At 65.2% G+C, this 26497-nt stretch carries 24 protein-coding genes and 4 tRNA genes; 24 read left to right on the top strand and 4 right to left on the bottom strand.

Features of this window, described 5'->3' with window-relative positions:
* Position 1: 1 nt before the first annotated feature.
* The 7 genes from ABZ909_RS40520 to ABZ909_RS40550 are packed head-to-tail and all read left to right on the top strand — an operon-like array spanning position 2 to position 2565.
* Entirely contained in the window at positions 2-256 is a 255-nt protein-coding gene (locus ABZ909_RS40520) for a hypothetical protein (RefSeq protein WP_357011191.1), read from the top strand.
* Positions 257-258: 2 nt separating this feature from the next.
* Positions 259-861 carry a hypothetical protein gene (locus tag ABZ909_RS40525; protein ID WP_357011193.1) on the top strand — a complete coding sequence of 201 codons (603 nt, stop codon included), beginning with the start codon at positions 259-261 and terminating at the stop codon, positions 859-861.
* Entirely contained in the window at positions 858-1127 is a 270-nt protein-coding gene (locus tag ABZ909_RS40530) for a hypothetical protein (protein ID WP_357011195.1), read from the top strand. Before ABZ909_RS40525 ends, ABZ909_RS40530 begins: the two co-directional genes overlap by 4 nt.
* On the top strand, positions 1124-1519 hold the full coding sequence (locus tag ABZ909_RS40535) for a hypothetical protein (RefSeq protein ID WP_357011197.1): 396 nt from the start codon (positions 1124-1126) through the stop codon (positions 1517-1519). Before ABZ909_RS40530 ends, ABZ909_RS40535 begins: the two co-directional genes overlap by 4 nt.
* Positions 1519-1713: a hypothetical protein gene (locus tag ABZ909_RS40540; RefSeq protein ID WP_357011198.1), complete on the top strand. Its 195-nt coding sequence runs from the start codon at positions 1519-1521 to the stop codon at positions 1711-1713. Before ABZ909_RS40535 ends, ABZ909_RS40540 begins: the two co-directional genes overlap by 1 nt.
* A complete protein-coding gene (locus ABZ909_RS40545; protein WP_357011200.1) occupies positions 1710-2372 on the top strand; it encodes a hypothetical protein in 663 nt (220 codons plus the stop codon). The genes ABZ909_RS40540 and ABZ909_RS40545 overlap by 4 nt, the downstream gene beginning before the upstream one ends.
* 7 nt (positions 2373-2379) lie before the next feature.
* On the top strand, positions 2380-2565 hold the full coding sequence (locus tag ABZ909_RS40550) for a hypothetical protein (RefSeq protein ID WP_357011202.1): 186 nt from the start codon (positions 2380-2382) through the stop codon (positions 2563-2565).
* Between the two features lie 84 nt (positions 2566-2649).
* Here the strand turns inward: ABZ909_RS40550 and ABZ909_RS40555 are convergent, their stop codons facing one another.
* Entirely contained in the window at positions 2650-3630 is a 981-nt protein-coding gene (locus ABZ909_RS40555; protein ID WP_357011204.1) for a hypothetical protein, read from the bottom strand.
* Positions 3631-4047: 417 nt separating this feature from the next.
* On the opposite strand from ABZ909_RS40555, the gene ABZ909_RS40560 reads away from it, so the two are divergent.
* Both ABZ909_RS40560 and ABZ909_RS40565 read left to right on the top strand, forming a co-directional pair.
* A complete protein-coding gene (locus ABZ909_RS40560; protein WP_357011206.1) occupies positions 4048-4389 on the top strand; it encodes an ankyrin repeat domain-containing protein in 342 nt (113 codons plus the stop codon).
* Between the two features lie 1297 nt (positions 4390-5686).
* Positions 5687-6376 carry a hypothetical protein gene (locus ABZ909_RS40565; RefSeq protein ID WP_357011208.1) on the top strand — a complete coding sequence of 230 codons (690 nt, stop codon included), beginning with the start codon at positions 5687-5689 and terminating at the stop codon, positions 6374-6376.
* Positions 6377-6429: 53 nt separating this feature from the next.
* Here ABZ909_RS40565 and ABZ909_RS40570 read toward each other — a convergent pair.
* From ABZ909_RS40570 to ABZ909_RS40580, 3 genes are all read right to left on the bottom strand, one after another.
* Positions 6430-6504: transfer RNA gene (locus ABZ909_RS40570), tRNA-Val, on the bottom strand.
* A 23-nt stretch (positions 6505-6527) separates the two neighbouring features.
* Positions 6528-6598, bottom strand: a tRNA-Cys gene (locus ABZ909_RS40575).
* A gap of 23 nt (positions 6599-6621) precedes the next feature.
* A tRNA-Gly gene (locus ABZ909_RS40580) sits at positions 6622-6694 on the bottom strand.
* Between the two features lie 357 nt (positions 6695-7051).
* On the opposite strand from ABZ909_RS40580, the gene ABZ909_RS40585 reads away from it, so the two are divergent.
* The 15 genes from ABZ909_RS40585 to ABZ909_RS40655 all read left to right on the top strand — a co-directional run bounded on the left by ABZ909_RS40585 (position 7052) and on the right by ABZ909_RS40655 (position 26486).
* Positions 7052-7123 (top strand) — tRNA-Val (locus ABZ909_RS40585).
* A gap of 55 nt (positions 7124-7178) precedes the next feature.
* Positions 7179-7307 (top strand): winged helix-turn-helix transcriptional regulator, encoded by a 129-nt coding sequence (locus tag ABZ909_RS40590; protein ID WP_357011210.1) that lies wholly within the window; start codon positions 7179-7181, stop codon positions 7305-7307.
* A 126-nt stretch (positions 7308-7433) separates the two neighbouring features.
* Entirely contained in the window at positions 7434-8210 is a 777-nt protein-coding gene (locus tag ABZ909_RS40595; protein WP_357011212.1) for an ROK family protein, read from the top strand.
* Positions 8211-8636: 426 nt separating this feature from the next.
* Positions 8637-9419, top strand: coding sequence for a maleylpyruvate isomerase family mycothiol-dependent enzyme (locus ABZ909_RS40600; protein ID WP_357011214.1), 783 nt, complete (start codon positions 8637-8639; stop codon positions 9417-9419).
* Between the two features lie 712 nt (positions 9420-10131).
* Entirely contained in the window at positions 10132-11514 is a 1383-nt protein-coding gene (locus ABZ909_RS40605; RefSeq protein ID WP_357011216.1) for a wax ester/triacylglycerol synthase domain-containing protein, read from the top strand.
* Between the two features lie 752 nt (positions 11515-12266).
* On the top strand, positions 12267-13109 hold the full coding sequence (locus ABZ909_RS40610; protein WP_357011252.1) for an alpha/beta fold hydrolase: 843 nt from the start codon (positions 12267-12269) through the stop codon (positions 13107-13109).
* A gap of 20 nt (positions 13110-13129) precedes the next feature.
* Positions 13130-13885: a TauD/TfdA family dioxygenase gene (locus ABZ909_RS40615; protein ID WP_357011218.1), complete on the top strand. Its 756-nt coding sequence runs from the start codon at positions 13130-13132 to the stop codon at positions 13883-13885.
* A gap of 119 nt (positions 13886-14004) precedes the next feature.
* Complete coding sequence (locus ABZ909_RS40620) at positions 14005-15246, top strand: asparagine synthase C-terminal domain-containing protein (protein WP_357011220.1); 1242 nt, start codon at positions 14005-14007, stop codon at positions 15244-15246.
* A 23-nt stretch (positions 15247-15269) separates the two neighbouring features.
* Positions 15270-16052 carry an enoyl-CoA hydratase/isomerase family protein gene (locus tag ABZ909_RS40625; protein ID WP_357011222.1) on the top strand — a complete coding sequence of 261 codons (783 nt, stop codon included), beginning with the start codon at positions 15270-15272 and terminating at the stop codon, positions 16050-16052.
* A gap of 5 nt (positions 16053-16057) precedes the next feature.
* Entirely contained in the window at positions 16058-17551 is a 1494-nt protein-coding gene (locus ABZ909_RS40630; protein ID WP_357011224.1) for a class I adenylate-forming enzyme family protein, read from the top strand.
* Positions 17548-20553 carry an AMP-binding protein gene (locus ABZ909_RS40635; protein WP_357011226.1) on the top strand — a complete coding sequence of 1002 codons (3006 nt, stop codon included), beginning with the start codon at positions 17548-17550 and terminating at the stop codon, positions 20551-20553. Before ABZ909_RS40630 ends, ABZ909_RS40635 begins: the two co-directional genes overlap by 4 nt.
* Positions 20550-24323: an amino acid adenylation domain-containing protein gene (locus ABZ909_RS40640; RefSeq protein ID WP_357011228.1), complete on the top strand. Its 3774-nt coding sequence runs from the start codon at positions 20550-20552 to the stop codon at positions 24321-24323. Before ABZ909_RS40635 ends, ABZ909_RS40640 begins: the two co-directional genes overlap by 4 nt.
* Entirely contained in the window at positions 24320-24574 is a 255-nt protein-coding gene (locus ABZ909_RS40645; protein ID WP_357011230.1) for an acyl carrier protein, read from the top strand. The genes ABZ909_RS40640 and ABZ909_RS40645 overlap by 4 nt, the downstream gene beginning before the upstream one ends.
* On the top strand, positions 24571-25704 hold the full coding sequence (locus tag ABZ909_RS40650; protein ID WP_357011232.1) for an acyl-CoA dehydrogenase family protein: 1134 nt from the start codon (positions 24571-24573) through the stop codon (positions 25702-25704). The genes ABZ909_RS40645 and ABZ909_RS40650 overlap by 4 nt, the downstream gene beginning before the upstream one ends.
* Positions 25701-26486 carry a TauD/TfdA family dioxygenase gene (locus tag ABZ909_RS40655; RefSeq protein ID WP_357011234.1) on the top strand — a complete coding sequence of 262 codons (786 nt, stop codon included), beginning with the start codon at positions 25701-25703 and terminating at the stop codon, positions 26484-26486. The genes ABZ909_RS40650 and ABZ909_RS40655 overlap by 4 nt, the downstream gene beginning before the upstream one ends.
* Positions 26487-26497 lie beyond the last annotated feature (11 nt).

Genomic DNA, 26497 nt, shown 5'->3' on the forward strand with positions numbered 1-26497 from the left:
CATGCGCACCACCGACCTGGGCGGCAACGGCCACAACGACGGCACTGCTGAGTACGGGATGGGCTTCGGGTTCACCACCGGGTACCAGGCCGAGACCGGCCTGATCGAGTTCACCGTCTACCTGTTCGGAGACACCGACCACGAACTCGGAATGAACCTCACCGTCCAACAGGCCATGGATCTAGTGGACCTGTTCACCCTCGCCATCGGCGACGCCATCGAAATCCCTGCCAGCCAAGATGAAATGGAGTTCTGATCATGGCGTACCTCAGCAACAGTGCCAACGCCACATCCAGCGGCGAGTACGGCCAAGGCGGATGCGGTGAGATTCGTACGCACTGGCACAACATGCCCGATGCGACCATCGAAACCCTGCCCGTCGACGATTCCCGCGGAGATATCCAAATCCGCTGGAGCGTCGGTACTTTCGATTACGTCCTGGCCTGCCTCACCATGGCTGAGACACACGTCCTGCGGGACCGACTGACCGCGATCATCACCGAGGTCGAAGGACCCGAACCCAGCGTCACCGACAACGAGGTCGACGACACGGTCACCGTCAACGCCGACGGCACCGTGCAAGCGCTGGACAACGAACCGATTCATTGCCGCGATTGCGGAGGCCGAATCAGCCTGCTGTCCAACGGAACTGACTATTGGTGGACGCACGAACCGTTCTCCATCAATGATCACGAACCCGTGCAGTTCGGGCCAGTGTTCTGCCGAGTCTGCGGCGGGCGCATCTCGCTGGTGATCAGCGGGGACGACCGCTGGTGGGTGCACTACTTCGCCCCGTTCGACGAGCACGCTCCCGAACCCGGCCTCGTCACCGCCCCGAACCCCAATGGGGAGGCGGCGTGATGAACGCGGAATACAAGGCGCACAGCGTGACCGAGATCCGCGCGATCGCGGCCACGATGCGCGACGACGGCAGCATGCGGATCGCCTACATCCACGGCGACCCGAGTCACTACATGATCGCTGATCTCCCCGGCGATCTGGCCAGCCTCGTGCTGGAGGTTATCGGGCAGGCTCTGCTCAACGCCGAGCAGAACGGTGCCACCAGCGAAGGACCGTCAGCGTGGACAGTCCTGACCACCACCGTAAACGCGGAGGTGGCGCGGTGAACACCACACAGATGATTCAGCGGTCCGACCACCTTGGGCGGCTGCTGATCACCATGGAGCCGGGCGCGAAATTCCGGTTCACCTTCCTCTACAGCCTGGGCGGGCAATACCGGTCGGTGACGGCCGAACTACCCCGCCCCAGCACTGCGGATCTGTTGCAGGCCATCACTTCAGCACTCCAGGAAGGAATTCCGGTCGACGCCAACGAACCTGTTGCCGCCGACACGAAAGCCTACGGAGTGTGGGTGGCCGAGCTGATCAAGGAACGCGACGACCTGCGAGACCACTGCAAAGAACTGCTCGATCAGGTGCAGTGCTTGCAATGGGATCTCAGCGCGCTCCAAGCCCAGCACGACCTGTGCCGGGAATCAGCGGTCGGCGAGGGGGCGTGATGGACCCGAACACGGCCTTGACCCGAATCCGGGAGTTGATCGCGGTCTATCACAGCATCGGCGACGGTGCTGACTACGACCCCGAGTTCATCGTCGAGTTCTTCGAGCACGTGGAAGAACTGGATGGGTGGCTGTCCCGGGGCGGTTTTCTGCCCAAGGAATGGGAATGGGCACGTGCGGCGGTGACGTCGTGATGGACCCGAACCTGCCCTTGCAGGTGATCCGCGAGCTGATCAACGATGCCGAACAACTGCAACAGTGGCAGATCTCCAGCCATGACCACCGTCAGCGGTTGATCGACAAGCAGGAATCGTTGCTCGTCCGGTTCGCCGAGAGCTTCGAGGATCTCGACAGGTGGATGTGCCGCGGTGGCGAGCTACCACGGGACTGGAATTCGCAGACGCGCATCGATCGGATCACTCCGATGATGTGCTGTGGCGAGCCGATGGCGGTCTTCCCCGCGCACATCGGGACCTCATTCGACACGGGACAGGACCGCGCCATCGTGGTGTGGCACTGCTCCGAATGCGGTCACAGGGAGCCCTACGAACCCCATCCGATGGATCCGGACGCGACTGTGCCGAACTGCCTGTGCGGTGCGGTCATGGTCGATGTTCCTCCGTCGCAATGGGATCCGTCGAAGTTCCGGATCGTCATGTGCACCGACTGCGGGGCATATGACACCTGGTGGGGCATTCGCTACGACAGCGGATACCAGCGGGAGAACGGCCACACAACGGAGTGTGAGCACGAAACCCGCCGGGTGATCGATGAATTCAACGAGGAATGCATCGATTGCGGCATCCGCGGCCCCGTCGATCCCAGGCGGGATGTCGATGATGGCCAAGGCTAAGAAGCCGATGAGCCGCCGGACAGAGCTACGGCTCGGGCGGGAGATTCAGGAACAGTACGACCGAGGTGCCAGCTGGGCCGCGATCATCGTGGACTTCGATATGCCGAAGTACAAGGTGCAGCGGCTGGCCAGGATCTACCGGGAGGACTGTGAGCGGAAAGCCCACCAGAACCAGCTGACCCTGTTCAAGTGACTCACCGGAAACAACCGAACACCAACTGAATATCGAGAAAGCGGAGCCCAGGCCACCTGTAATGGCCTGGGCTCCGCCCTGTTTCTACCAGGTCGGGATCAGCGGAGGAAGAGCAGCGATCGCTGACCGCAGAGACGTGACGATCGGTTCGACCGCAGGGACGGCCGCGGTGAAAGCGTCCACGTCGTCGGCAAGCTGCTGACCGAAGGGCACCGCATCGGCAGTCGGTGTCTGTGTCGCGGGTGCGGGGGCGGAGATTTCGATGACCGGCGGAGGCTCCGCAGGTTTGGGGATGTCGACGCCGCTGCCGAGGGCGCCGGCGCTTGCGCCACCCAGGATCGCCCCGACTGCGGCACCCACTCCGATGGCGGGGACGGCGGCGATCGCCGATGCGGCCAGGCATCCCAGTCCGGCACCGGCCGCCGCACCGAAGGGCAGGCCGACACCGGCAGCGGTCGCACCGATGGCTCCGCCCGCGAGTCCGCCGACGATGGCCCCGATCCCGCATCCGACGAATGCGGCTGGCACCGAGACGAGTTCCGCGCCCACTGCCCCGGCCACAACGCCGCCGGTGAGGGTCGAGGCGGCCCGGCGATCAGACTCGTCGCGGCTGAATCCGAGATTGTCATACCCGGCAGCGATCTCCCACTCCATGTAGTCGAGATACGCCTGAACCTTGTTCCGCGTCTTGGCATCCACCCAATCCGGAACCGGCACCGTCGTGTCCCCGGCCCGCAGCACGTGCGGATCCATAGTCACTTCCGGTGATGGCGCGGCCGATTGCGGTTCATCGGGTTCGGTGGCCGGTGGTTGCTGAATCAGGGTGTCGGCCTGGGGTCCGAGTTGCTGCTGTGGACGGGGGCGTGCCGGTGGGGCGGGCGGATCAGGAAGGTAGTCCGCCAAGCTCGGTGGGGCAGCGGGAGGAGCCGGTGTGGTACTGAGGCCCGGCTGCCCATCCCCTGGCACCGCGAGGCCGGGCTGTCCCGATGCGCCCGCGAGACCCTGCCCTGTGACGGTGAGGAGCGGCAGTACGGCCAGCGCTGTGAGTGTGCGTGTTGTGGTCATTTATTCGCACCTCGATCCGACCGGTACACCGCCGGATCGATTCTTCGGAGCGGAAACGACCGCTTGCGGTGATCACGCTGATCGGGAGCCTACTCAGAACGCGCTGCACGACAACGAGGCCCAGGAACCTGGCACAGACCGTCGCTTCGCTGGCATTGCGACCGTGCCATTGGCCAAGGTGGCTGTGCTGGTGAACTCCGACGTCGTTCATCGGTCAACCGTGATGCCCTCCAGCGCAGTCGGGATCCGTTGATATCGGCGAAAACTGACGTCGCTGGGTGGCGTGTCCCGATGCTTCGGCGCGTCTGCTGAACGCACTATTCTGCCGATGAGCGTGTCCGCACCTCGACAGTGAAGGCCAGGCCATAGGTTGCTTTGCATCAGGAGGATGCGGACCAATCGAATGGGTGTGAACCTTTGGAGCTGACGGACGACGAGATTCAGAAAATTCAATCGAAGTACAAAGATCTGACCAACTACCAGGCTGATGACATTTTCGCCCCGATCGATCCGATGACATACCGCGAGTCCGGCGGAGATGGGCTGTTGCATATCGCCGCTGATAGGGGCGATCTGGAGACCATTCAACTGATGCTCCGCGCCGGGGCCGACATAAACCAGCTTGGCGACATGGGCCTGACCCCGCTCCACTATGCCTATTTGCATCATCAGCAGACCGTTGTCGACTTCTTGATCGAGAACGGTGCTTCCCTCGAGATACGAGATGAGTTCGGCAAGCTCCCGGCCGACCGGCAGTAGACAGTGAACGCACGGTATTGCCGCATAGTGCGCGGTTCGAAACGGCCACAGCGGGTGTCAAGTCCGATCGCGACGCCGGTTTTCGCCGATACGGCATCCAGCTCGCTGCGACCCACGTCGAGATGCACCGATCAACGACGTCATGATTCGCCGATGTAACCAACCAAGGGGTGGGGTGGGGGTGCGTAGACAAGGCGGGCAGGCCCCGCCTGCCCGACACCCCTGCCCGCTTCGATGCCGCGGTTCCGCCGTGCCGGGCGTGACTTTCCGGTCTCCGAGCCGTCACCGTCGGCACCGGCCGCCGCCCGGAAAGTCATGTTCGGCATGGCGGCGGCATCGGTTAAAATCGCGCACCCCCACCCCACCCGCCGGACGTCAGACGCGTCCGAACAGCGACCGTGCGCGGAAGCTGCGGCGTCGCCCGAGTCTCGACACGCCGAGCCGGGCCGTAATATCCCAGCGGCACAACGTAAGTCATTCACCGGTCTACGACGGTACCCTCAGCGCTCGAACATATGAGAAACGCAGACCTTCGCTGAAATCGGGGCGAATACGGCGGTAGCTCAGGGTCGGCGTTATGCACGCGAGTCGCATGCCTTCCCGCCCCCTGACCAGGGGGGAAGGGTTTCATGCTCAGAGGACAGCAAATACACCCATCAGTGTGTATTTGCTGTCCTCTGAGCATGAAACAGAAGAAGAGTAAGGGGCGAGAAGGCGAAAAAATATGAGTAACAAGAAAATTCAGTAAGAGAAAGAAGTAAGTAACCTTGGGTGAGAATCGGTGAAGTCCGGTGCAAGGTAGCGATGGGTAACGAGGGTGCGTAACCGGCGGTCGAGTGAGCGGTAGCGCCCGGCAGCGTGGTGACGTTCGGTGCGAACGCGGCGGTATCAGTGGTCCGGCCCGGCGGGAATGACGGCGGTCTCGGGTCCGGTGATGGGCACGATCCCGGTGTTCCTGAACGGGTTGGTGGATTCCCTGGGCACACGCCGCATGATAAGGGCGTCCAACCTCCCGTCAAGTCGCGAATTTCCTGTGCGGTCAGGTGATTCGGGTGCCGGTCGGGCGAGGGAAATTCGCTCCTTGAGCGTGAGCCTCCTGGACGCCCTGGGCAGGCGATAGGGGCAGGCCGCGGGGCCTGCCCTCGGAGGACGCGGCGCGCGCCCAGGGAATCCACGTTCTCCGAGGCCCCCAATCCCATTGACACGTACGTGTCAGAACCACCGGCCCCGAACCCGAAACGCGCTCACGGACCGGTTGACACGTACGTGTCAACGTCATCGGAAGGACCCGGAGATCATGACCGACTCCGACACCATCACCGGCCTACTCGTCAACGCTCTCGAGAACACCTGGGCCGCAATCCGAGCCCGCCACCCCGACGTCCCCGACGTGGTATTGACCGTGGGGGCCGGATCAACCGGCACTAGCGAAATGACCCTCGGGCACTTCGCGCCGAACCGCTGGATCCGCGGCGAGTACGAACTCCATGAGCTGTTCGTCGGCGGGGAAGGGCTCCAGCGCGGGGCGGCCGATGTGCTCGGCACTCTGCTCCATGAAGCCGCTCACGGCATCGCCATCACGCGCGGGATCAAGGACACCAGCCGCCAGGGCCGGTGGCACAATGAACGATTCCGCGCCCTCGGGGAGGAGCTCGGGCTCACGCTGGCGCATCACGACAAGATCGGATGGTCGGTCACCACCGTGCCTGACCGGACTCGTGAGATATACCGGGACGAACTCGAAGAACTTGCGTTCGTGTTGGTGGCCTACCGCCGGTGCGAACCGAATCGGCGCGGCGGTCGCAAGTCCAACAACAACGGCTTGTCTGCCGAGTGTGACTGCGGCCGCAAGATTCGCGTCTCCAAGAGCGTGATGGAGGGCGGCCCGATCTACTGTGGCAAGTGCGGCGGGGAGTTCAGTACCGAGCACGAACCTGGGGGAGCGAGCTCAGTTCAGATCGAGTTCACACCGGTCAGTTCACATTGAGTTCACGACAGCAGAAAGGCCCGGCGGAAACCGGGCCTGATCTGGTCGAACGTTGGTGCGCGATACTGGGATTGAACCAGTGACCTCTTCCGTGTCAGGGAAGCGCTCTCCCGCTGAGCTAATCGCGCGGGTCTTTGCTCTTCAAAAGAAGAGGCGGCGACGGGAATCGAACCCGTGTGCACGGCTTTGCAGGCCGTTGCCTCACCACTCGGCCACACCGCCAAGCAGGCCGTGTCGGCCTCTCGAGCGGATGACGGGATTCGAACCCGCGACCCTCACCTTGGCAAGGTGATGCGCTACCAGCTGCGCTACATCCGCATTTCGTCCCGGGCGCCTTTCGGCTGTCCCGCTGACGAGAGAGAACATTAGCCGACGATCTGCGCAGGTAACAAATCGCCTGGTAGGAGGGGGTAAATCTGAACTACAGGCATGTAGTTCCCCCAGTCGTCCGGGGCGGGGAGGGCCGGGTGGGCAGGAATCGCCGTCCACCCCAACCCGCCCGGGCGGCGGGCCCGTGTCGTCCCGGCAACGTGCCGGTGAAGCCTCACCCATCACACGGTCCCCAGAAACCTCAGTTTTACGCTGTTGTGCACGCGATTTGGTGTGACAGCAACGGGGTGTGTAATCTTCATTCTCGTTCGAGCGGCACCGCAAACGCTGGTCCGAACACCCCGCGGTTCTATAGCTCAGCGGGAGAGCACTCGCTTCACACGCGAGGGGTCGCTGGTTCGATCCCAGCTAGAACCACTCGAATCGAATGGCCGGTCTGCCACAGGTAGACCGGCCATTTTTCATGCCATGGATGCTGGTCTACCCGGAGATCCCCCCTCGCGTGGAGTACACACTGACCGAGCGCGGCCGGGCGGTCGAGCCGGTGATCGCGGCCCTCGCCGCGTGGGGTGGTGGAACGTCCTTGGCCGAGCAGCTCTGAGTCCGGCCTCTTTTCGGCATCCCAACCCCTCGCGGCAGGCGCACGATAGACGGGAAGCCACCGATGGACGGTTGAGGTGCCGCGGCCTTCCGGTCGCGGTCGATCGGGAGATACGGAGGTTGCGACATGACGAGAACCGCGCAGCGGCAGGACACGACCTCGGTGCCGACGACCCTTGCTATCGATGTCGGCGGTACGGGATTGAAGGCCGCGGTGCTGGACGCCAATGGCGATTTGAGTTCGGAGAAGGTGCGCGTCGAGACACCCCGGCCTGCCTATCCGGATGTGCTGATCGCCGCGGTCGCCGATCTGGTGCGTCCATTGCTGCCCGTCGACCGGGCATCGGTCGGATTCCCCGGAATGGTGCGGGCGGGGCGGGTCTATTCGGCGCCCAATCTGGTGCGATCACGGCCACCCGAGGACGAACTCGACCCCGGTGCGGTCGCGGCCTGGTCGGGGTTCGCATTGACCGAGGCGCTGGAAACCGAACTCGGGGTGCCGGTCAAGGTGGCCAACGACGCGGATATGCAGGGTGCCGCGGCGATTCGCGGCAGCGGCCTGGAAATGGTGGTGACCCTCGGGACCGGATTCGGGACGGCACTGTTCTACGAGGGGAAGCTCACTCCGCACCTGGAGCTCGCGCATCATCCGTTCCGCCACGGCGAAAGCTACGACGAACAGCTCGGCGACGAGACCCGCCGGCAAATCGGCGCCAAGAAGTGGAATCGCCGTGTCGCGCTCGCGGTGGCAACCCTGGACGCACTGGTGTTTTTCGACCACCTGTACATAGGCGGCGGCAACGCGCGCCACGTCACCGTCGATCTGGGCCCCAAGGTGACCACGGTCGACAACCTGGCCGGCATCCTCGGCGGCTTCCGCCTGTGGGATTGTGCGCCGAGCTGAGTTGCGCTGGTGCGCCGCGGATCCACGCGGACGGGCGGGGCGGTGGCAGGTGTGTCGGTACCCACCCACCCGGCTGTGCGCTGACCGCTTGACAGCACCCCATAGAAGAGTCGTTTTCGGCCCTCGTGATTCGAACGGCTCGAGTGGGCGCGCCCAGCCTGATGGAGGTCGGCGAACAGAGCCTTCTCGTCGGTCAGGCGCGACGAAATCGAGCCCTGTTCCTAACGTCCCGCCACGCCAAAGCTCACTGCGGCGGCCTCCGCCACGGTGGGTCACCGCCACATCCTTCCGCGGCTGGGCGAGGTCGTACCGGTCGCGCGTGGCCAATGGCGGCCAGCGAGAATCACATACATCGTGCACGATGGAACCGGGGTAGGCTGACCGGTCTGTCTACTGCCTCATGAATATGCGCCCAGGAGGCCCACCATGCCCACCCCGCAGTTATCCGTCTCCGGGAACCCGTCCCGGCGTATCGCGGTAGCCGATCAGACCGAGCGCCTATGCACGCTTGTTCGGGACGCGGACCTGTCCACCCCGGTCCCCACTTGCCCCGGCTGGACATTGGCCGACCTGATCCAGCACGTAGGCAGCGTGCAACGCTGGTTCTCGGTCCTGCTCCAACTGCGTGTTCAGGGGCCGCCCAAGAGCCGGGAGGTGGATCTCCATCTGCCCGAGCGCCCAGAGTTGTTGCCGGACTGGCTGGCCGCAAGCGCGGCCGTGGCAATCCACACCTTCGAAAGCATGGACCCCGACCTGCCCATGTGGGCTTGGGGTGAGGACCAGCACGCCCGATTTTGGGTCCGGCGCATGCTGTTCGAAACACTCGTACATCGCGCGGATGCCGAACTGGCCCTTGGCATCACGCCCGAGATCGCACCCGGCATGGCCGCTGATGGCGTGGACGAATTCCTGGTCAACTTGCCATACGCTGGACTGTTCGCCCCCGGCGTCAAAGAAATGCGCGGGCGCGGCGAGACCATCCGGTTCAAAGCTATCGATGTAGGCGATGAATGGGTGATGCGTCTGCGGCCGGACGGCTTCGGAATCATCGAAACCCCATCGATCATCCCCGCATCGAGCACCATTCGCGGCACTGCGGCAGACCTGCTGCTATTCCTGTACGGTCGCCTGCCGCATACCGCGCCGACCCTGAAAGTGACTGGCGACGAGACCCTTTTGACTCGCTGGTCGGCGCACTCCAAGTTCTGATCCCGCATAGGCGACAGCCGGGCCCGCACAGAGGTGGAGGACACGGCGGCTGTGGCCGCCACGACGGTGGGCCGTCGTCGTGGGTGCGTGCTCGGTACGCGCCGGAACCCGCGGCCCGGATCGTTGGCATGTGGCTCATGATCTCGGGAAGTCAGCGAGGGGGCTGGCAGGGGGCTCGCCGGTGCCGCCGAAGCCGGCATGGTCGGCGCGCAGACCCGCACTCCGCGGCGCACCAGCTCTTCGAGTGCCGGTCGGTAGGTGCGATTTGCCAGCTCGAATCCGTGCAGCAACACCACGGTGGGACCGGTGCCGCCGACCAGATATCGGCTGCGGATGCCGTCGACCGACGCTGTCCGCCACTGCAGCCCGCTGATATCGGGCCGATTGGCGTGCCGTGGGAGCTCCATGGTTCGACCGTGCACAGCGGGATCGGCCGCTGCCGAGAGACCAATTTCGTCCGTCGACGCTGGAATGGTCCACGACCGCTGGGACCTTCGACTCCTCTTCGGCGGGGCCCGGCTGCTTCGGATCTCTGTAGTTCGAGGACGCTCCGGTGACCTTCTGCCCTCCCGATCACCCGTTCTGTTGAGTCACAGTGAACTGGAGGACATGCTCTGCGAGTACGGGATTCGGAGTGCGCCGAGCGGTTCCAGGGTCTCGGATCGGCAGGACCGGCCGACGGCGCGGGCAGTAACTACGGATGGCGCGGACAATGGCTTCACTCGACTCCCATATGACACAGTCGGACCTCTTCACCTGGAGCATGGAGCAGGACCCGAGCCTTCGTTCCACGATCGTGTCGGTGCTGTTGCTGGACGCCGAACCGGACTGGAATCGGTTGCTGTGCACGATCGATCGGGGGACGCGTGCGGTGCCGCGATTCCGGCACCGGCTGGTTGCGGTGCCGTTGGGCCTCGCACCCCCGCGGTGGACGTCGGATCCGGATTTCGACCTGTCGTGGCATGTGCGGCATTTCGACGTGGCCGCCCCCGCCGATCTGTCGTCGGTGCTGGAGTTCGCGCGTACCGAGGCGATGGCGGCGTTCGATCCGGCTCGACCGCTGTGGCGATTCACCGTGCTCAGCGGTCTCGCCGGTGGCAAGAGCGCGGTTGTCCTGAAAGTGCACCACAGCCTTACCGACGGTCTCGGTGGTATCCAGATCGCCGGTGAGATACTCGATTTCGACCGCGCGGGAACCGAGCGCGCGCAGATTCCGGAGCCGGCGCGCGCGGCCGGGCGCGGTGTTCTCGGCGATATCGTGGCATGGAACTGGACGGTTGGCGCGGGGCTGGTGCGCGGTGGGCTGTCGATCGTCCTGCCGGCATTCCGGCGGACGGTCACCAAACCGGTCGAAGCGATCAAAGACGGTGCGGCGCTGGCAGGTTCGCTGCTACGTCTCGCGTACCCCATCACCAGCACCCTGTCGCCACTGATGACCGAACGAACCCTGGGGCGGAGGCTGACGGTATTGGATGTGCCGCTCGACGCCCTGCGGCACGGCGCACACGTCGCCGGCTGCACGGTCAACGATGCCTTCCTGGCCGGAGTGCTGATCGGTCTGCGCGCCTATCACGACCGCCACGGCGCGAAGGTGGACCAACTGCGGGTGGCCATGCCGATCAGTCTGCGGCGGGCCGCGGATCCGATCGGTGGAAACCGGATCACCTTGGCGCGCTTCGCTGTTCCGGTCGACATGGCCGCGGCCGTCGACCTCATGCGCGCGCTCGACGCCACGGTCGAGGGGTGGAAGCACGAACCGGCGATCCCGCTCTCGAATGCCGTCGCGGCGACCTTCAACCGACTACCGGTCGGATTGCTCACCGAAATGTTCAAACACGTCGACTTCGTCGCCTCCGACGTCCAGGGCTCTCCGGCAGACCTCTATCTCGCCGGCGCGAAGGTCGATCGGATCTACCCCTTCGGCCCCACCACCGGCACCGCGTTCAACATCACCCTGATCTCCCACGTCGACACCTGCTGCATCGGAATCAACTCCGACACCGGGGCTGTCCCCGATCCGGAGGTGCTGACCGATTGCATCGCGGCCGGGTTCCGGACGGTCGCCGACATCGACGCGGTCCCGCCCGACCGGTAGCCGCGAGCCCACCCGAGCTCGCCGATGCCGGAGGCGAGGTCGGGTGGGCTCGGAGGCGGATGCCGCGTCCGAAGTGGCTTGCTATCTCCGGCCTCGGTGAGGACGGATGGTCGGCACGGGTGGGGCTGCAAAGGCCACCTCTGCGGATCGAAAGTGCTTCTACCGCAATGTCATTGCTCCCTCTCGGCTTTGGGTCGCGGACCCTGATCGGGATCATGGGGGACAGGACCTACGGACTCGGTCGCTGTACTTTTCGGATGGTTCTGGCCTGGCAGGGCCGATTCCGATGGTAGAGCGGCGAGCTGGGTGTGTATATCACGTTGCGGGACAAGTACTTCCGTCGAATCACGTGATTGTCGCGGTATTCCGCTCACCGGGATGCGTGCAGTCGTTCGTTCGGCTCGGCTCCTAGGCTCGGGAGATCGAGGCACCCGATGTCGTGTCGCCGTTCGGGTACGCCGCAGAAGCATGGACGGATGGGGGTCTCATGGACGAGTTGGCCGGTGTGATGGTCGAGGAAAGCTCCCGCGATGATGCTCAACTGCGAATAATTCGCGGTTGAACATGGTGGCCGTGCGTCGGTAACGCTCGGTTCTGTAAGGGTTGGAGTCGGCTCCGATCCAGGTCTGGATTTCTACTTGCACGCATTGGCATTCCGCTGTGATGCGCTGCTCTGAAAGGCAACTATTGTCTCTCGAAGGTGTTCAATGAGCTCCATTGACGATCATGCAATTATCGGTACTGTCGCTACCGTGAGTAGCTCTTATGAGGAAACCCGGCGTGCGGTTGAAATCGATGGCAAGACCGTGCGTTACCATGAGTCCGGGGAGGGTCCGCCGCTGTTGCTGCTGCATGGGTCGGGTATCGGTGTAACTGGGTGGAAGAACTTCCGCGGTAACCTCGAGACCTTTGCGAAGCAATTCCATTGCTATATTCTTGAATTTCCGGGATTCGGCGTCAGTGATCCCTGGGAGGGAAATCCCTTCGCTGTGGCGGTGGAAGCTGTCATCCGGTTCATGGACAAGCTCGGCATCGCGTCGGCATCAGTAATCGGGAATTCAATGGGTGGTGTGGTCGGCGCACTGGTGGCCATGCGCGAGCCGTCGAGAGTCGAGAAGCTCGTCGCGATCGGCGGAATCGGGACGCCGGCGTTCGGCTCGGGGGTCAGTGAAGGCACGAGGTTGCTGTCGGAATTCGCGGACGCGCCCGACCGCGACAAGCTCGTGCGCTGGTTGCGATGCATGGTGGTGGACACTGATCTGCTCACCGAGGAATTGATCGAAGAGCGGTGGGTGACCGCTTCGGATCCGGCAGTGCGCAAGACACTGCGCGCGATGTACGGCTCGGAAGCGCTGGCGCGGATGCTGCGGCCGAGTGATCCGGTTCCGTACTGGTCAGCTCTACATCAAGTGTCCTGCCCGACTCTCTTGGCTTGGGGCCGAGAGGACCGGCAGTGCCCCCTGGATATGGCCCTCATTCCGTTGCGACTCATTCCATCCGCGCAATTGCATGTGTTTCCGAACTGCGGGCACTGGGTGATGACGGAGGCTGAAGAGCAGTTCGAAGCGCAGGCATTGGAATTCCTGCTGCGTTAGCGGGAAAGGGAGAAATCTAGATGTCGGATATGGCCGAGGTGGCGCGGGTCGCTGTGTGTACCGCGCGTTGGCGCGAGGAGCTGCGACCGAAGCTCGATACCTTTGGATTCGCGATCATCGAACCGGGGCCGGATGCTCCGCAGCTGGATGAGGTGATGGCGGAGCTGGGTGAGCCGGTCGAATATTATTTCGGAACAAAACTTGCGCTGGAACCGCAGGAGGGTTCCGAAAATCTGCAGTTCACGACACGCGGAATGCCACTGCATGCGGATTCCATCTTCAATGCGGGACCGTCGGTGAAGTTCATCGGAATGCAGTGCGTCACGGCCCCCGCGGCGGGAGGTGAGACGCTGATTTCGAATACCGCGGCGTTCTTCGACAATGCGCCTGCGGATCTGATCGAATCTGTTCGAGATATTGTTGTGGAATATCGGAATAGAATCGACGGATATTACAAGGATGGTGTCGCGGGAGAACACCCGCGTATCGTCCCTGTGCAGGTGGACCCGGATACCGGGGTCGAGCGGCTGGTGATGGGATTCAGCGATCCCGAAGACCCCATGCGCACGCATGATGCGGTCGTCGTCGGATACTCCGACTCGGACAGCGCGGAACTACTGCGCCGAATCGAGGAGATTCTCTATCTGCCGAACGTGATGTACTCGCACAAGTGGCGCGTCGGGCAGCTGATGGTCATCGACAACCGTCGCGTACTGCACGGGCGAGCGCCTTTCGAGGGGCAGGCTCGCAAGTTGATCCGGCTGTCTGTCGCATGAGCGCCGAGACGAATATGGATCGCTATCCAGGGGTCCTGCTCGAGCTCCGCCGCCATGGAGCACGCCTGTCCACTTCAGTCGAAGGTGTTGTGTCGCAGAGTGATTCAGGATCGCTCGTCGTGGAGGAGTTCGGTCGGGACTGGCCGCTGCCCGCGGGAGGCATGGACAGTTGCACCACCATCGAATGGGCTCCTGAACATGTCGTGGTCAATACCGGCAGGCAGAACGCCACGGTCCTCTACTACTGGGCTTCCCGTGCGGGCAACTGCTACCTGCTCGGCTCGGACCTGGCCGGATTGACCGCCCGTGCAATGGCTTTGGCCGGACCGCAGAACGACCGCCTGGGGCAGATCCGTGCCTTGCGGCGAGACATCCGCAAGATCGGCGGTGGCCGCACAGCCGTATTCAGCGTTACCGGCGATCGGATCGATGTCCGGGAGACTGTCGCGCGAGTGTGGACCCCCGCACTCATCGCGGGCGAGTCCGCGCAGGAAGCCGGCGAGCGTCAGGTCGAGATATTGCGACAGGAGATCGTCGCGAGTCGTGAGCCGGGGCCGGTCACCGTCGTCGTCTCCGGGGGAGTCGATTCCGGTCTGGTCGCCGCCCTGGCACAGCGGACAGGGGTTCTCGATCGCCTCGCCAGTCTGGGCACGCCGTGGGGGAACGAGTACGCCGCCGCCGATGAGCTCGGAGCTCACCTCGGGCTTCCGGTGCACCGTATTCCCCTGTCCGAGAACGATATTCTGCGGGCCCTCCCGGAAACGATCCGCATGTTGGGTGAGCCGGATCGCGAAACCATCGCCGCCGGAGTCGGTCTCGTTGCGGTCTACCGGCAGGGCGCCGTGCCGCTCGGCACCGTGCTGACCGGTGTGGGTTCGGATTTGATCAATTCCGGTCATCGGGTGGATGCGGACGAGGTCGCGGATCTGCGCGCCGCGGTATCGGACCGGCTGGCGGAGGCGTCGCTGACGTCGGAGCTGTCGGGCGTCGCCGCCGCGGCCCACGGGTACGTGCTGCGCCACATGTACTGGAGCCCGGCCGTCATTCAGGCGGCGTTGGACACCGATCCACAGGTCATGCGTCACCGGGGCCGCGAGAAGGGCCATCTGCGTACAGCCGCCGAGCGGTTGCTGCCCGAATCGGTTGCGTGGCGTCCCAAACAGGCCCTGCACCACGGTGCCGGTGTCGATCGCAACCTGGAGGCCGCGGTGGCCCGGTTGCTCGGGGGCGGCGCGGTCGACGCCGGTCGCTTCTATCGACTGGTGGAGGCCGAAGTGGTGGAAGCCCTGCTCGCATCCCCACACGAGTCGCCCGATTCGGATAAATGCCTGGACCGCGCCGTGGCCGCATACGCGCGGTGATCACTGAAAACTGGGAGGTTTCCATGAGCAACATCGAGATCGAAGACGTCGGTCGTGTACGCATTGTGCGGCTGGCGCACGAGAAGCCGACGAACCCGGTGGGGAAGCAGACCGCCTTGGCGTTCATGGCGGCGATGCGGGACGCCGATGCGGACGAGAACGTCGGGTCCGTCGTGGTCACCGGTGGCGAGAATCGGTGCTTCAGCGCCGGCGGCGATTTCAACGAGGCCCGGATGCTCTCGGACGACGAGATCGTCAACGACACGATCGACTGGTGCACCGACCTGTACCTGTCGGTCCTGAACATGAGCAAGCCAACGATTTCGGCCGTCGATCGCCATGCTGTCGGCCTGGGCTTCCAACTGGCCCTGATGTTCGACTGGAAGCTCATGTCGACCCGAGCGGACCTGTTCATGCCGGAGCTGGAGCACGGAATCGGTGCGTCGATGGGCGCGACGATCATCACCACGGCCTGTGGCTACGATGTGGCCCGCCATGTCGTCATGTCGTGTCGGCCGATCGGGCCGGAGGAGGCGATGCGCCTGGGCATGATGGACGAGGTTTGCGAGCCGGAGTTCTTGTTGGATCGGGCGATTCAGCGGGCGAATCGAATGTCTCGGTATCCGGGCATCGCGTTCGCGGCGACCAAGAAGGTGCTCACCGAGCATATGCGCAGAGCGCTCGAAGACACCCGCGCGGCTTCGCAGCACGTGCATCGCGAATCCTTCCGGGCGAAGGCCATGACGAAGCACTTCGACAACATTCTGGGAACCGTGCAGGAAACCGAAGTGGTCAGCGCCGGGTGATGAACGTGCTCGATCGCTCGAGCGGTGCCGATGGCACTGTGTGCGGGCTTCTGTATTCGGAGTTCTCGACTGTTGCGACGGCAGCCCCGGACGCTCCGGCGATCATCGGATTCGACGGAATCGTGGTCTCCTACGGCCGGCTGTTGCGGGCTGCCGCTGAGATCGCCGATATCCTCTCCCACAGTGTGGATTCCGGCCGCATCGTCGGTCTGGCCGTCGACGATCCGGGGACGTTTCTCGCTGTCTATTTCGCCGTCTCCCGGATCGGTGCGGTGGTGGTACTGCTGGACAGCACGGTCGAGGACCTCACCCGACAGTGCGAGAAGTTCGACCTGGACTTGGTGGTGCGTGACGGTTCGGAGGGTCTCGGATCCATCGTGATCGAGGGGGTCCAGGCCAGGGGCCACGGCACGACGGCGGGGACCGGCGGTGACGCTCACGCCTATCTGCAAGGCGATTTCGTCGTGCATTGCACCTCGGGTTCGACCGGCGCCCCGAAAGGCATAGTGATGTCCGAGCCGGCGGTCCTCGCCAGGGTGCGGTCGTGGGCCGGGGAGGCCGGGCTGACGTCCTCGGACGTGGTGCTGTGCGCATTGCCGCTGTGGCACGGGCACGGCATCGATGTGTTGGCCCTGCCCGCACTGCTCAGCGGCGCCCAGGTGGTGTTCCAGCGCGGAACACACACCACCGCACGAGGATTGGCCCGCGCCGTGCGAACCCATGCCGTGAGCATCGTGAGTGGTCTGCCGGTGATGTATCAGATGCTCGTCGCCGCCGAGGGCGTGGACCGATCGATGCTTGCGACCCTTCGCTATGCCCTGACGGGTAGTGCGCCCATCGCAGCCGAGACTCAGCAGAAATTCCGTGAGCGTTTCGGACTGCCGCTGAGACAGGGCTATGGGCTCGGAGAGATCGGCATCATCGCCTGGGATGCGACGGGAGCCGAGCCCGGGACGGTGGGCCGTCCGGTGCCGGGAGTGGAATGGCGGCTGGTGCCCGTGCCCACCACCGGAGCCCCGGGCGCGGCGGAGTGCGAATTGCTGGTTCGCGGCGAGGGTTTGGCGCGTGGCTACTATCGCGACTCGTCGGCCGAGTCGGCGATGTTCACCGATGGGTGGCTGCGCACTCACGATCTTGTCGACGCCGGTCCGGACGGCTGGGTTGTCCGTGGGCGGCTGTCGACATTCATCAATGTCACCGGCAACAAGGTCGCCCCGACCGTGATCGAATCGGCGTTGCGCGGTTGCGCCGGTGTGGTGGACTGCGCGGTGGTCGGTGTGCCCGATGGCGAGGGTGGCGAGCAAGTGGCTGCCCTGATCGTGGCCGCCCCAGAATGTGACGCCAACTCCATTCGGCGGCATGTTGGTTCGCGGCTACGTCCTTATGAACTGCCGCAGCGCTACACCTTCGCCGACAGCGTGCCGCGTACGACGGTCGGGAAGACCGATTACGACGCGGTCGCCCGACTCCTGGATCGACTCCGAGCGAGCGCCCCATGAAGGATGCGAATGCGGTCGGAATCGAATGGTGTGGCCGGACAGTGAGTTTCGGGCAGTTGGACGCGGCCGCCGGCGCGGTGGCTGAGCGATTGGTCCGGATCGGGGCCGCCCGGGCGAGCGTACTGGTGATGGGACCGCTCTGCCCGGCTTACCTGGTCGGGCTGCTCGCCGCGTGGCGAGCCGGTGCCGTTCCGGTCCCCGTCGACACCGGTTTGAGTGCCGACCGGTACGCGTGGCTGGAGCGACAGTTGGCCCCGGTGGCGCTGGTCAGCAGCGATGTGACCGCCGTTGAGCAGTACCGGGCGGTGACCACCGGGACGACCGAGCTGGTCCTCGACGCCGCCACCGGTGCCATCATCGTCGAGGCCGGTCCGGATAGTGACTGCCCTGCGAGAACATTCGACGATCCGGACGCGAGCTATGTGATACCGACCTCCGGCTCCACCGGTGAGCCGAAAGCCGTTGTCGGCAGTCGCCGGGGTTTGGAGGATTTCCTGGACTGGTTCCGCGACGAGTTCCAGTTGACCGCCGCCGACCGCTGTGCCGCCATTACCCGGGTCAATTTCGATCCATCGCTGCGTGAATTGCTCGGCGTGCTGGGTGCAGGCGGAACACTGGTACTGCCGCCGGTCGACGCGCAGCTGGATCCGCGGGCGCTCGCCGACCACCTGATCGACGCTCGCCCGACACTCGCTTTTCTGGTGCCGTCCCTCGCTGTTCGAATAGCAGGGGATCCGCGGCTCGCCGAAACCGGCTTGCCGGATCTGCGCCTGATCTTCTTCGCCGGTGAGAGCCTGAGCGAACGAGTGGTGCGCGAATGGGCGCGCATCGCGCCCGGAGCCGAGATCGTGAATCTGTATGGTCAGACGGAAGCGACACTGGCACAGCTGTTCCGGCGCGATGTCCAGCTTCTGGATACCGGAGGGACTGCCACCGTTCCGGTCGGCGGCCCTCGCCCGGGTATTGGCGTGGAACTGTCCGAACCGGACGACTCCGGTCTCGGCGAACTCCTGCTCGTATCGGACACGCCGGCCCTCGGCGTCCTGACTCCCGGGGCCGGCCCGCACCGGATCACCCCGATTCCCAGCCCGCTCCCGACCGGCGATATGGGTTATCTCGCCGCCGAAGGAGATTGGGTCGTTCTCGGCCGCGCCGGCAATGACCTCAAGGTCGCGGGCAGCCGAGTCTCCTTTCATCGCTTCGTCACGATGGTCGAAAGGCTGCCAGCGGTCCGCCAGTGCGTCGTCGTCGACCGCGACGGCCCGCATGTCTTCGTTGCCCTCGGCACGGCAACAGACGCAACCTCCGATGCGTCAGAAGCACTGCGCGCCACGGTGAGCGCCCTCGGCGCCGATCTGAAGCTGCCGCGATTCGGCCTGCACCTACACGCCGAACTGCCCATGCTGCGCAGCGGCAAGGTGGACCGACAGGCCTTGACAGCGCTCGCCGGACCGGTCGAAATCGACTCCGCGGCACACCCCGCCGCACCCGAGTCCGACTGCGAGGCAATCGAACGGACCCTGCGTGCCATCCTCGGAATCGGTTCCGGTGCAGCGGGATTTGTCGATTCCGGCGTCGGCTCGCTCGACATGTTCGACGTGGTGGCGGCAGTGCACCGGCGATACGGCGTCCGTCTTACCGTTCCCGAATGCTTCGCCCTGCGCGAGGTGCCCGCCTTGGCAGCGGAGATCATGCGTCGTCGAGGGGACGCCGCCACCCGCGACAGCGTCGCCGCCGATCACCGGCCCTCAGAGGTGCCGGGCAGCTATCCGCTGTCCACTCGCCAGCGTGCCTACATGTGGGTGTGCATGTCCGGTGGCAATGCGAACTGGTGCAACCTGTCTCGGGAGATCCAGGGTGAGCGGCCGTACTCCGAGGCGGAGGTGGTGGATGCGGTGCGCGCCCTGCTCGCGCGGCACGATGCGCTCGGCCTCGCGTTGGACGCCGGATGGAACAGTCAGATATACACGCCGGCGGCGGCTTTGGAATGTCCGCTGACCGTCGTGAACACCGCCGTGGTCGTGGACTCTCCGGATTTCCGTGGTCTGGTGCAGTCCGTGCGGGCCCGGCAGGTCGCCGAATTGATCGATCCGACCGCGCCTCCTCCACTGCGAATCGTGTTGGTGCGCGGCCGCGACGGTTGCTCGACGCTGCTCGTCGCCCACCATCTGTTCGTCGATGGGCTCGGCATGGATGTGCTGGCTCGGGAACTGCGTGAACTGCTTTCCGGTCGACGGCTCGAGCCAGTGTCACCCGGGGACTCCTATCGCGACTATTGTGTCGCGACAGCCCGGTCGGAGAGTCCGGGGCCGGCTGCCGCCTATTGGCGGAAACTGTTGGCCGGTGTCGAACAGTTTCGTCTCCCCGAGGCGTCCGGAGACGACTCTGCGGTGGGCGAACTGCGCTCCCTCCCGCTGGGTGCGATGTGCACCCGTGCGGTGCACGTCCTGGCCGAGGAGTCGGGCGTTTCCGCGTTTACCGTGGTGCTGGCCGCATTCGAGCGCGCCGTGGCCGAAACCATCGGCATCGGTCGGCTGCCGATCGTGGTAGCCAGCCAGCATCGCGCGACGGCAGGCCCCGCCGCGGTCGGCAACTTCACCAGCACGCTCATCGTCTACGGCAGCGGTTCGACGTCGTTGCTGCACAGCATCTCCGAGATCGCGTCCCAACTGGCAGCGGGCACCGAGCACGGTGATTGGGAATTCGACCAGCGGGTGGCCGACCTGGGTTTGGACGCGGTCGACTGCTTCCCGATCTCGACAGTCCTGTTCAACCAGCACCCCATGGCGCGCGCACTGCGCGCCCGCGAACTGGGGTCCTGGCAGCCGCGGTCTCTGGGCCGCTCGCTGCGCTATCAGCTACAGGGGGAGCTGCAAATGTCGGGACCCGAAATGGTCATGACCTACTACTATCGTCGCGGCATCGCCGGTGGCGATGTGATCGACCGCGTGCACGCGGCGTTGCTGCGTACCGTCCTCGTCGGCCGCGAGGTCAGCCGATGAGTGAATTCGCCGGTGCCACAATTCCTTCCGCGCTGGAGCTGAGCCCTATTCAGCGGGCCTATCTGGTCGGCGATCAGGACGGCCTGGAGTTGCGCAGTCCCGCGCGCTACTACGTAGCCTGTGATCTGGAGATGTCCGATATCGAGACCCTCCAGCGCCGGCTCGACCACCTGGTGCGCGCGCACCCGATCCTGCGCACCGGCATCGGGGTAGACCTGATCCCGATACCGGTGGACGCCGAGGTGACCATCCCGGTCGAGGTCACAAAGGTCGATGAACAGTCTTTCGCTGCGGCCGACGCCGTAGTTGCGAACGAATTCCGTTCCGACGACCTGGAATTCGATGTATGGCCACAACTTCGCGTCGCCGCCGTATGCTCGCCCGCACGCACCCGGTTGCATCTTGTCTACGCGATGTGGCTCATGGACGGCACCGCGCTCACCCGATTCCTGCGCGGTCTGCTCGTGCCGGACCCACAGCCGTCGGCTGGACTCGCAGTGACCGGGAGCGTCCTCCGACGTCGGGACAGCGACGAGACATATTGGCGCACTGTCACGGCCAGCCTGCCCGACGCTGCCGAGCTGCCACTTCGGCCGGGCTGGCGGCAATCGAGCCGTGCCGTCTCTCACCGGATCGTGCGTCTCGCGCCGGAGTTCGCGAAGCCGCTGGCTGCTCGGGCACGCGCCCACGGGCTGACCCTGCCGATGGTCTTCGCCACCCTGTACGGCACGATGCTCGGGTCCCTCGGTGGGGGACGATCCCACACCGTGACGGTCGTGCGATCGCAACGACCCGCACGCGAAACGGACGGTGCGCTGGGCAATTTCGGCAGCACTCTGCCACTGGCGATACCAGCGCTCGGGACCGAAGATTTCGTCGCCCTCGCCCGCGAGGTCCAGAGCCAGTTCCTCGAACGGTCTGTCCACTTGTCACCGAGTGGATCGGACATCACCCGCTGGGCCGATCCGACGGGTGATCGGCGACGTCTGGCTCACCCGTACGCCTTCACGGCGGTGGAGCTGGACAGTGCCGCCGAGGCGGCAATCGGGCTGCGCCGCGACTGGAACAGCATTCGCATGCGGGTTCCCCAGGTGCTGCTGGATCATCAGGTGGGCGTCGACAGCGACGGTGCGATTCTGCTGGGATTCGACTGGCGTACGGATGCTTTCGACAGCGGATTCATCCCCGACCTCATTGATCGCTATCTGCGCACCGCGACCGAGCTGGCGGGCGGGGAATCCGCCTGGACCCGCTCCCCCCAGCGCGTGTTCTCGGGCTCCAGGCCCAACCCTGGGACGACAATCTCGGGCGGCCGCCCAGCGCCATTGCACGAGCGGGTTCTGACCACAGCGGCGCGGATGCCGGAGGCGCCCGCCGTCCGCGACGCCCAAGGCGTGCTGACCTATGCGATGTTGGTCGACGCGGCGACGGACGTGGCCGAACGCCTCGTGACCGCGGGCGCGGTCACCGGCGACCGGGTCGGAATCCATATTCCGCGCGGCCGGGGGCAAGTGGTGGCTGTCCTCGGTGCGCTCCTGGCCGGCTGCGTGTACGTCCCGTTGGATCGGGCCTTGCCCGATGGCCGTCTGGACCGCATCACCAAGCGAGCCGAGCTTCGCTTCGCCCTGACCGATGGCACGGGCAGTGTGGTCGACGGATGGCGGCGGCGGGGAGTGAGCCCACTCGCGGTCCCGACGTCGACGCCCGCGCGCTGGCCGAAAAGCTCTGTTATCAGCCAGAATTCGGCAGACACCGCCTATGTGATCTTCACGTCCGGTTCCACTGGTGAGCCCAAAGGGGTGGTGATCAGCCATGTCGCGGCGTCCAACACCATCGACGCCGTCAACGAGCTGATCGGGCTCGGGCCCACTGACAGCGTGCTCTCGGTGTCGTCGATCGGTTTCGATCTGTCGGTCTATGACATGTTCGGCCCGCTGCTGGCAGGCGCAACGGTCGTAATGCTCTCGGAAGATACCGCGCGTGCGCCGGCGGCTTGGACCCGGATCATCACCGAATACGGCATCACCGTCTGGAATTCGGCGCCGGCGCTGGCGGTGCTGCTCGGGGAGGAAGGTGCGGCGCTGCCGTCGCTGCGCACGGTTCTTCTCAGCGGGGACTGGATCCCCCTCCGACTGCACGAGCGAATGCTGCGGGTGACCCCCGGCGTGGACGTGATCGGGCTGGGCGGTGCGACCGAGGGCGCGATCTGGTCCATCGCACACCGCATCACGGTCGCCGATCGCGCCGGTCGGTCCGTTCCCTACGGGAGACCGCTTGCTGGACAGAACATCCTGGTGCTCGACGAGCAGCGCCGAATTTGCCCCGATTGGCAGATCGGCGAGCTCTACATCACCGGCGCTGGCGTCGCGGACGGCTACTTGAACGACCCGGACAAGACCTCCGCCGCATTCAGCGACGATCCGGAATTCGGCTGGATGTATCGCACCGGTGACCGAGGACGCCGGAGCCCCGACGGTGTCATCGAGTTTCTCGGCCGAATCGATACCCAGGTAAAGCTCAACGGCTACCGCGTGGAGTTGGGTGAGATCGAATCATTGCTGGAAGGAATGGAATTCGTCCTTCGCAGCGCGGCCTGCGTCACCGATGACCGTCTCGTCGGCCATGTTGTCCTCGCCCCCGGCGCCCCGGCCGATTGGCAGGCACAGGCGATCGCGCTGCTACGAAACAACCTGCCGCAGTACATGGTTCCGCGCACACTCGGCGCCGTCGACGAGATCCCGCTGACCAGCAACGGCAAGGTCGACCACCAACGGCTGCGCGCCGCCGCGCCCGCGGACGAGAAGCGAGATCCCGCACCTGAAACGGGTGGCCTGCACTGGCAGCAGGTCGCGGCCTGCTGGACCGACATACTCGGCACTGCCCCCGGGACGGATGATTTCTTCCGAGCGGGCGGCGGGTCTCTCGACGCGATTCGGCTGCTATCGCTGTGCCGCAACAGATTCGGCTACGAGGTCACCTTGGGGGGATTCCTGTCGAACCCGACCGCGGCGGGTTTGGCCGAGCTCTGCGCCACTGCCCGCTCGGCGGTGCAGTCCGCGGTCTGGAGCTTCAACCCGCGATCGGCTCCGGATCCCCGGGGACGAGTGATCTTCTTTCCCCCGGTCGGTGGCGGTGTTTCCGCGTATTCCGAACTGATTCGTGCACTGCCCGCCGATCTCGATGTCCACGTGGTCGGCTTCGATCACCCGCTGACCGCGCCTGCCCGCCCAACGCTGGCCGATCTCGCGGTCGCCTGTCACGCCCGGATACCCGGCACCACGGCGGATTCCCATCCGCCCTGCGTCTTCGTCGGCTGGTCCTTCGGTGGGGCGCTCGCCATCGAAGCCGCACGTTCGGCCCCGGTCCGGCCCGCACGGGTCATCGTGATCGACACACCGGTCTCGGCGCAGGCGAGACGCTGCGATGACGGCGAGCCGGCTTTGCTCGCCGGATTCGTGCACGACTTGCGCCGTGCGGGCGGGGTGGCGGTCTCGGTCGCCGAGGTGCACGCCGATCCGGCGCTGCGCGCCCGCTTCGAGGTATACCGGCAGAACATGCTCGCCCTGCGCGAGTGGAAGCCGGCACGAGTGACGATGCCGGTCACCGAATGCCGCGCAGAGCAAGATCCGGCTGAACCCGATTCGACTGCATGGCAGGAACTTTCACCCTCCGTGCGGCGCATCACCTTGGACGGTGATCACTTCGACGTGTTCGCCGCTGACAACAACACACACCGGGTACAGACAGAGATCGAAGGTGGATTCCAATGAACGAGGCAACGGTGCGCGCCGCGATTGCCGAGGAGCTGAACGCCCGCGGCTATCGATTGGGCGCAGACGAGCACGCCGCAGATCTCATCGGTGCCGGAGTCAACTCGGTGAACCTGGTACGCGTATTGACCGCACTGGAGGAACGATTCGACATCGAGTTCGAGGCATCGGGCTTCTTCCGGGAACCGGTGACCATCGCCCGCCTGGCCCGGACCATCCTGGCCGGTGGCGGAAAGCGGGCGGACGGGTGAAAACCTCACGGCTCGAGGAGGACTCGGACATCGTACGCGGCGCGAGCGCCGTCGCCGCCCTGGCGGCAACCCGTGCGGAGCATGCCGAGAACGCCCGCACGCTCGACCGTGAGGTCATCAACGCCTTGGTCGCGGCCGGTTTCACACGTCATTTCGTGCCGACGCGCTTCGGTGGGGCCGGCGGAAGCCTCTCGGAGCTGATGCACGCCGCGGTAACCGTCGGCAGTCGCTGTCCGGCGACGGCCTGGTGCGCGGTGCTGGCGGGGCTGATGGCTCGCGTCGCTCTCGCCTTGCCGGCCGAGGGGCAGACACTGCTGTGGTCCGCCGGACCGGACGTTTTCATTGCCGGCGGTATCAGCCCGCACGGCACCGCGACGGCAACCGACGAAGGATGGCTGCTGTCGGGTGTCTGGCCGATGGTCTCGGCCGCGGAGCATTCGGACTGGGTGCTCCTGGCGGCCGAGGTTCGGTCCGCCGACGGCCGCGCCGACCGCGTTTGTGTGGTTCCACGCTCGGCGGTCCACGTCGAGCGATCCTGGGACAGCGTGGGAATGGCGGCCACCGGCAGCCACACCGTGATCGCGGAAGAGATCCTCGTGCCCGTAGCGATGACCTTTCCGTTCGCCCGCCTCGGCGAGATCGACGAACCACCGATCGGTCCCGACGGCCGGACCGTGCCGCTGCTGGCGGTCAACGGCCTCATCTTCACCCTGCCGATGATGGGCGCCGCATACGGTGCGTTGCGCGAATGGCGCCACAGCAACCGTGCCAAACTCGTCGATCGGGCCACCGAGCCGGCGGCGGCGCGCATTCTCGAGACCTTCGCCCGCGCCGCCAGCGAAATAGACGCAGCCGCACTGATTCTCGACCGCGTTGCGCGTGCGGCGGACGACCAGTCCGCCGTGCTCGGACGAGCGGAAGTTGCTCGCAACCAACGCGATTGCGCCTTCGCATCCGACCTTCTGCTCGATGCGGTCGACCGGCTGTTCCGTGTCGGCGGGACGAGTGGTCGCTCCACCGGTGGTGCGCTGCAGCGGTTCTGGCGCGACATCCATACGGCCGGTGGCCACGCCGCCCTGCGTTTCGACACCGCCGCCGCGGCCTTCGCGGCACTGACCATCGACCAGTGAGGGGACAATCCGTGGAAACCATCACCGACATGCGCCTGCTGGCCGAAGCAGCCCGGTGCGCCCGTGGACCGTCCGAACCGTATGTGGAGCTTCTGCGGCGCTACGGCTTCGTGGTGCTGGAGCCGGGCGGGGGATCGACGTTCTCACTGGAGGACATCATGTCCCCCCTCGGCGATTCGACTGCTTACGGCTACGGCACACAGCTGATCCAGGAACAACGCGCGGGCACCGCCAACTCCCAGTTCCGGACCGGCGCGATACCGATGCATGTGGACGCGTTCCTCAACGCCAACAGCGTTCGGTTCATCGGACTCGAATGCCTGGAGGCTCCCACCGAGGGCGGGGAGACTCTGATCGCGAGCAGCGCAGCCTTTTTCGCCCATGCGCCTGGTGAGCTGGTGGACACTTTGCGCGGCATCGAGATCGAATACTGGTCGAACGTCTCCGGTTCCGGATTCTATCTGGAACGCCCGGAGCGGACACTGATCAAGGCCCCGGTCCAGGTCGACCCGGTCACCGGCGGTGACGCGCTGTGCCTGGGCGTGGACCACCCCGCCGATCCCACCCGGAACTTCGGGGCCGCGGTGGTCGGATACGACGGCGAGCAGCACGCGGCGCTCATGTCCGAGCTCGCCGAGGTCCTCGCGCGCCCACAGATCATGTACGCCCACCGATGGCGGGAAGGACAGGTGCTGATCATGGACAACCTGCGCGTCGTGCACGCCCGCGCCGACTATCCCGCCGATTCGCCTCGGAAGCTGCTGCGAATCTCCGTGTCTTGACGTTCGGCCGA

It is taken from the genome of Nocardia sp. NPDC046763 (assembly GCF_040645495.1).
Lineage (GTDB): Bacteria > Actinomycetota > Actinomycetes > Mycobacteriales > Mycobacteriaceae > Nocardia.

Bases quoted from the DNA above. Each gene is read 5' to 3' on its own strand.
- ABZ909_RS40615 (WP_357011218.1), top strand. From the start codon at position 13,130: ATGTCGGATATGGCCGAGGTGGCGCGGGTCGCTGTGTGTACCGCGCGT.
- ABZ909_RS40550 (WP_357011202.1), top strand. From the start codon at position 2,380: ATGAGCCGCCGGACAGAGCTACGGCTCGGGCGGGAGATTCAGGAACAG.
- ABZ909_RS40520 (WP_357011191.1), top strand. From the start codon at position 2: ATGCGCACCACCGACCTGGGCGGCAACGGCCACAACGACGGCACTGCT.
- ABZ909_RS40640 (WP_357011228.1), top strand. From the start codon at position 20,550: ATGAGTGAATTCGCCGGTGCCACAATTCCTTCCGCGCTGGAGCTGAGC.
- ABZ909_RS40590 (WP_357011210.1), top strand. From the start codon at position 7,179: ATGCTGGTCTACCCGGAGATCCCCCCTCGCGTGGAGTACACACTGACC.
- ABZ909_RS40645 (WP_357011230.1), top strand. From the start codon at position 24,320: ATGAACGAGGCAACGGTGCGCGCCGCGATTGCCGAGGAGCTGAACGCC.
- ABZ909_RS40540 (WP_357011198.1), top strand. From the start codon at position 1,519: ATGGACCCGAACACGGCCTTGACCCGAATCCGGGAGTTGATCGCGGTC.
- ABZ909_RS40525 (WP_357011193.1), top strand. From the start codon at position 259: ATGGCGTACCTCAGCAACAGTGCCAACGCCACATCCAGCGGCGAGTAC.
- ABZ909_RS40565 (WP_357011208.1), top strand. From the start codon at position 5,687: ATGACCGACTCCGACACCATCACCGGCCTACTCGTCAACGCTCTCGAG.
- ABZ909_RS40555 (WP_357011204.1), bottom strand. From the start codon at position 3,630: ATGACCACAACACGCACACTCACAGCGCTGGCCGTACTGCCGCTCCTC.
- ABZ909_RS40625 (WP_357011222.1), top strand. From the start codon at position 15,270: ATGAGCAACATCGAGATCGAAGACGTCGGTCGTGTACGCATTGTGCGG.
- ABZ909_RS40595 (WP_357011212.1), top strand. From the start codon at position 7,434: ATGACGAGAACCGCGCAGCGGCAGGACACGACCTCGGTGCCGACGACC.
- ABZ909_RS40635 (WP_357011226.1), top strand. From the start codon at position 17,548: ATGAAGGATGCGAATGCGGTCGGAATCGAATGGTGTGGCCGGACAGTG.
- ABZ909_RS40600 (WP_357011214.1), top strand. From the start codon at position 8,637: ATGCCCACCCCGCAGTTATCCGTCTCCGGGAACCCGTCCCGGCGTATC.
- ABZ909_RS40605 (WP_357011216.1), top strand. From the start codon at position 10,132: ATGGCTTCACTCGACTCCCATATGACACAGTCGGACCTCTTCACCTGG.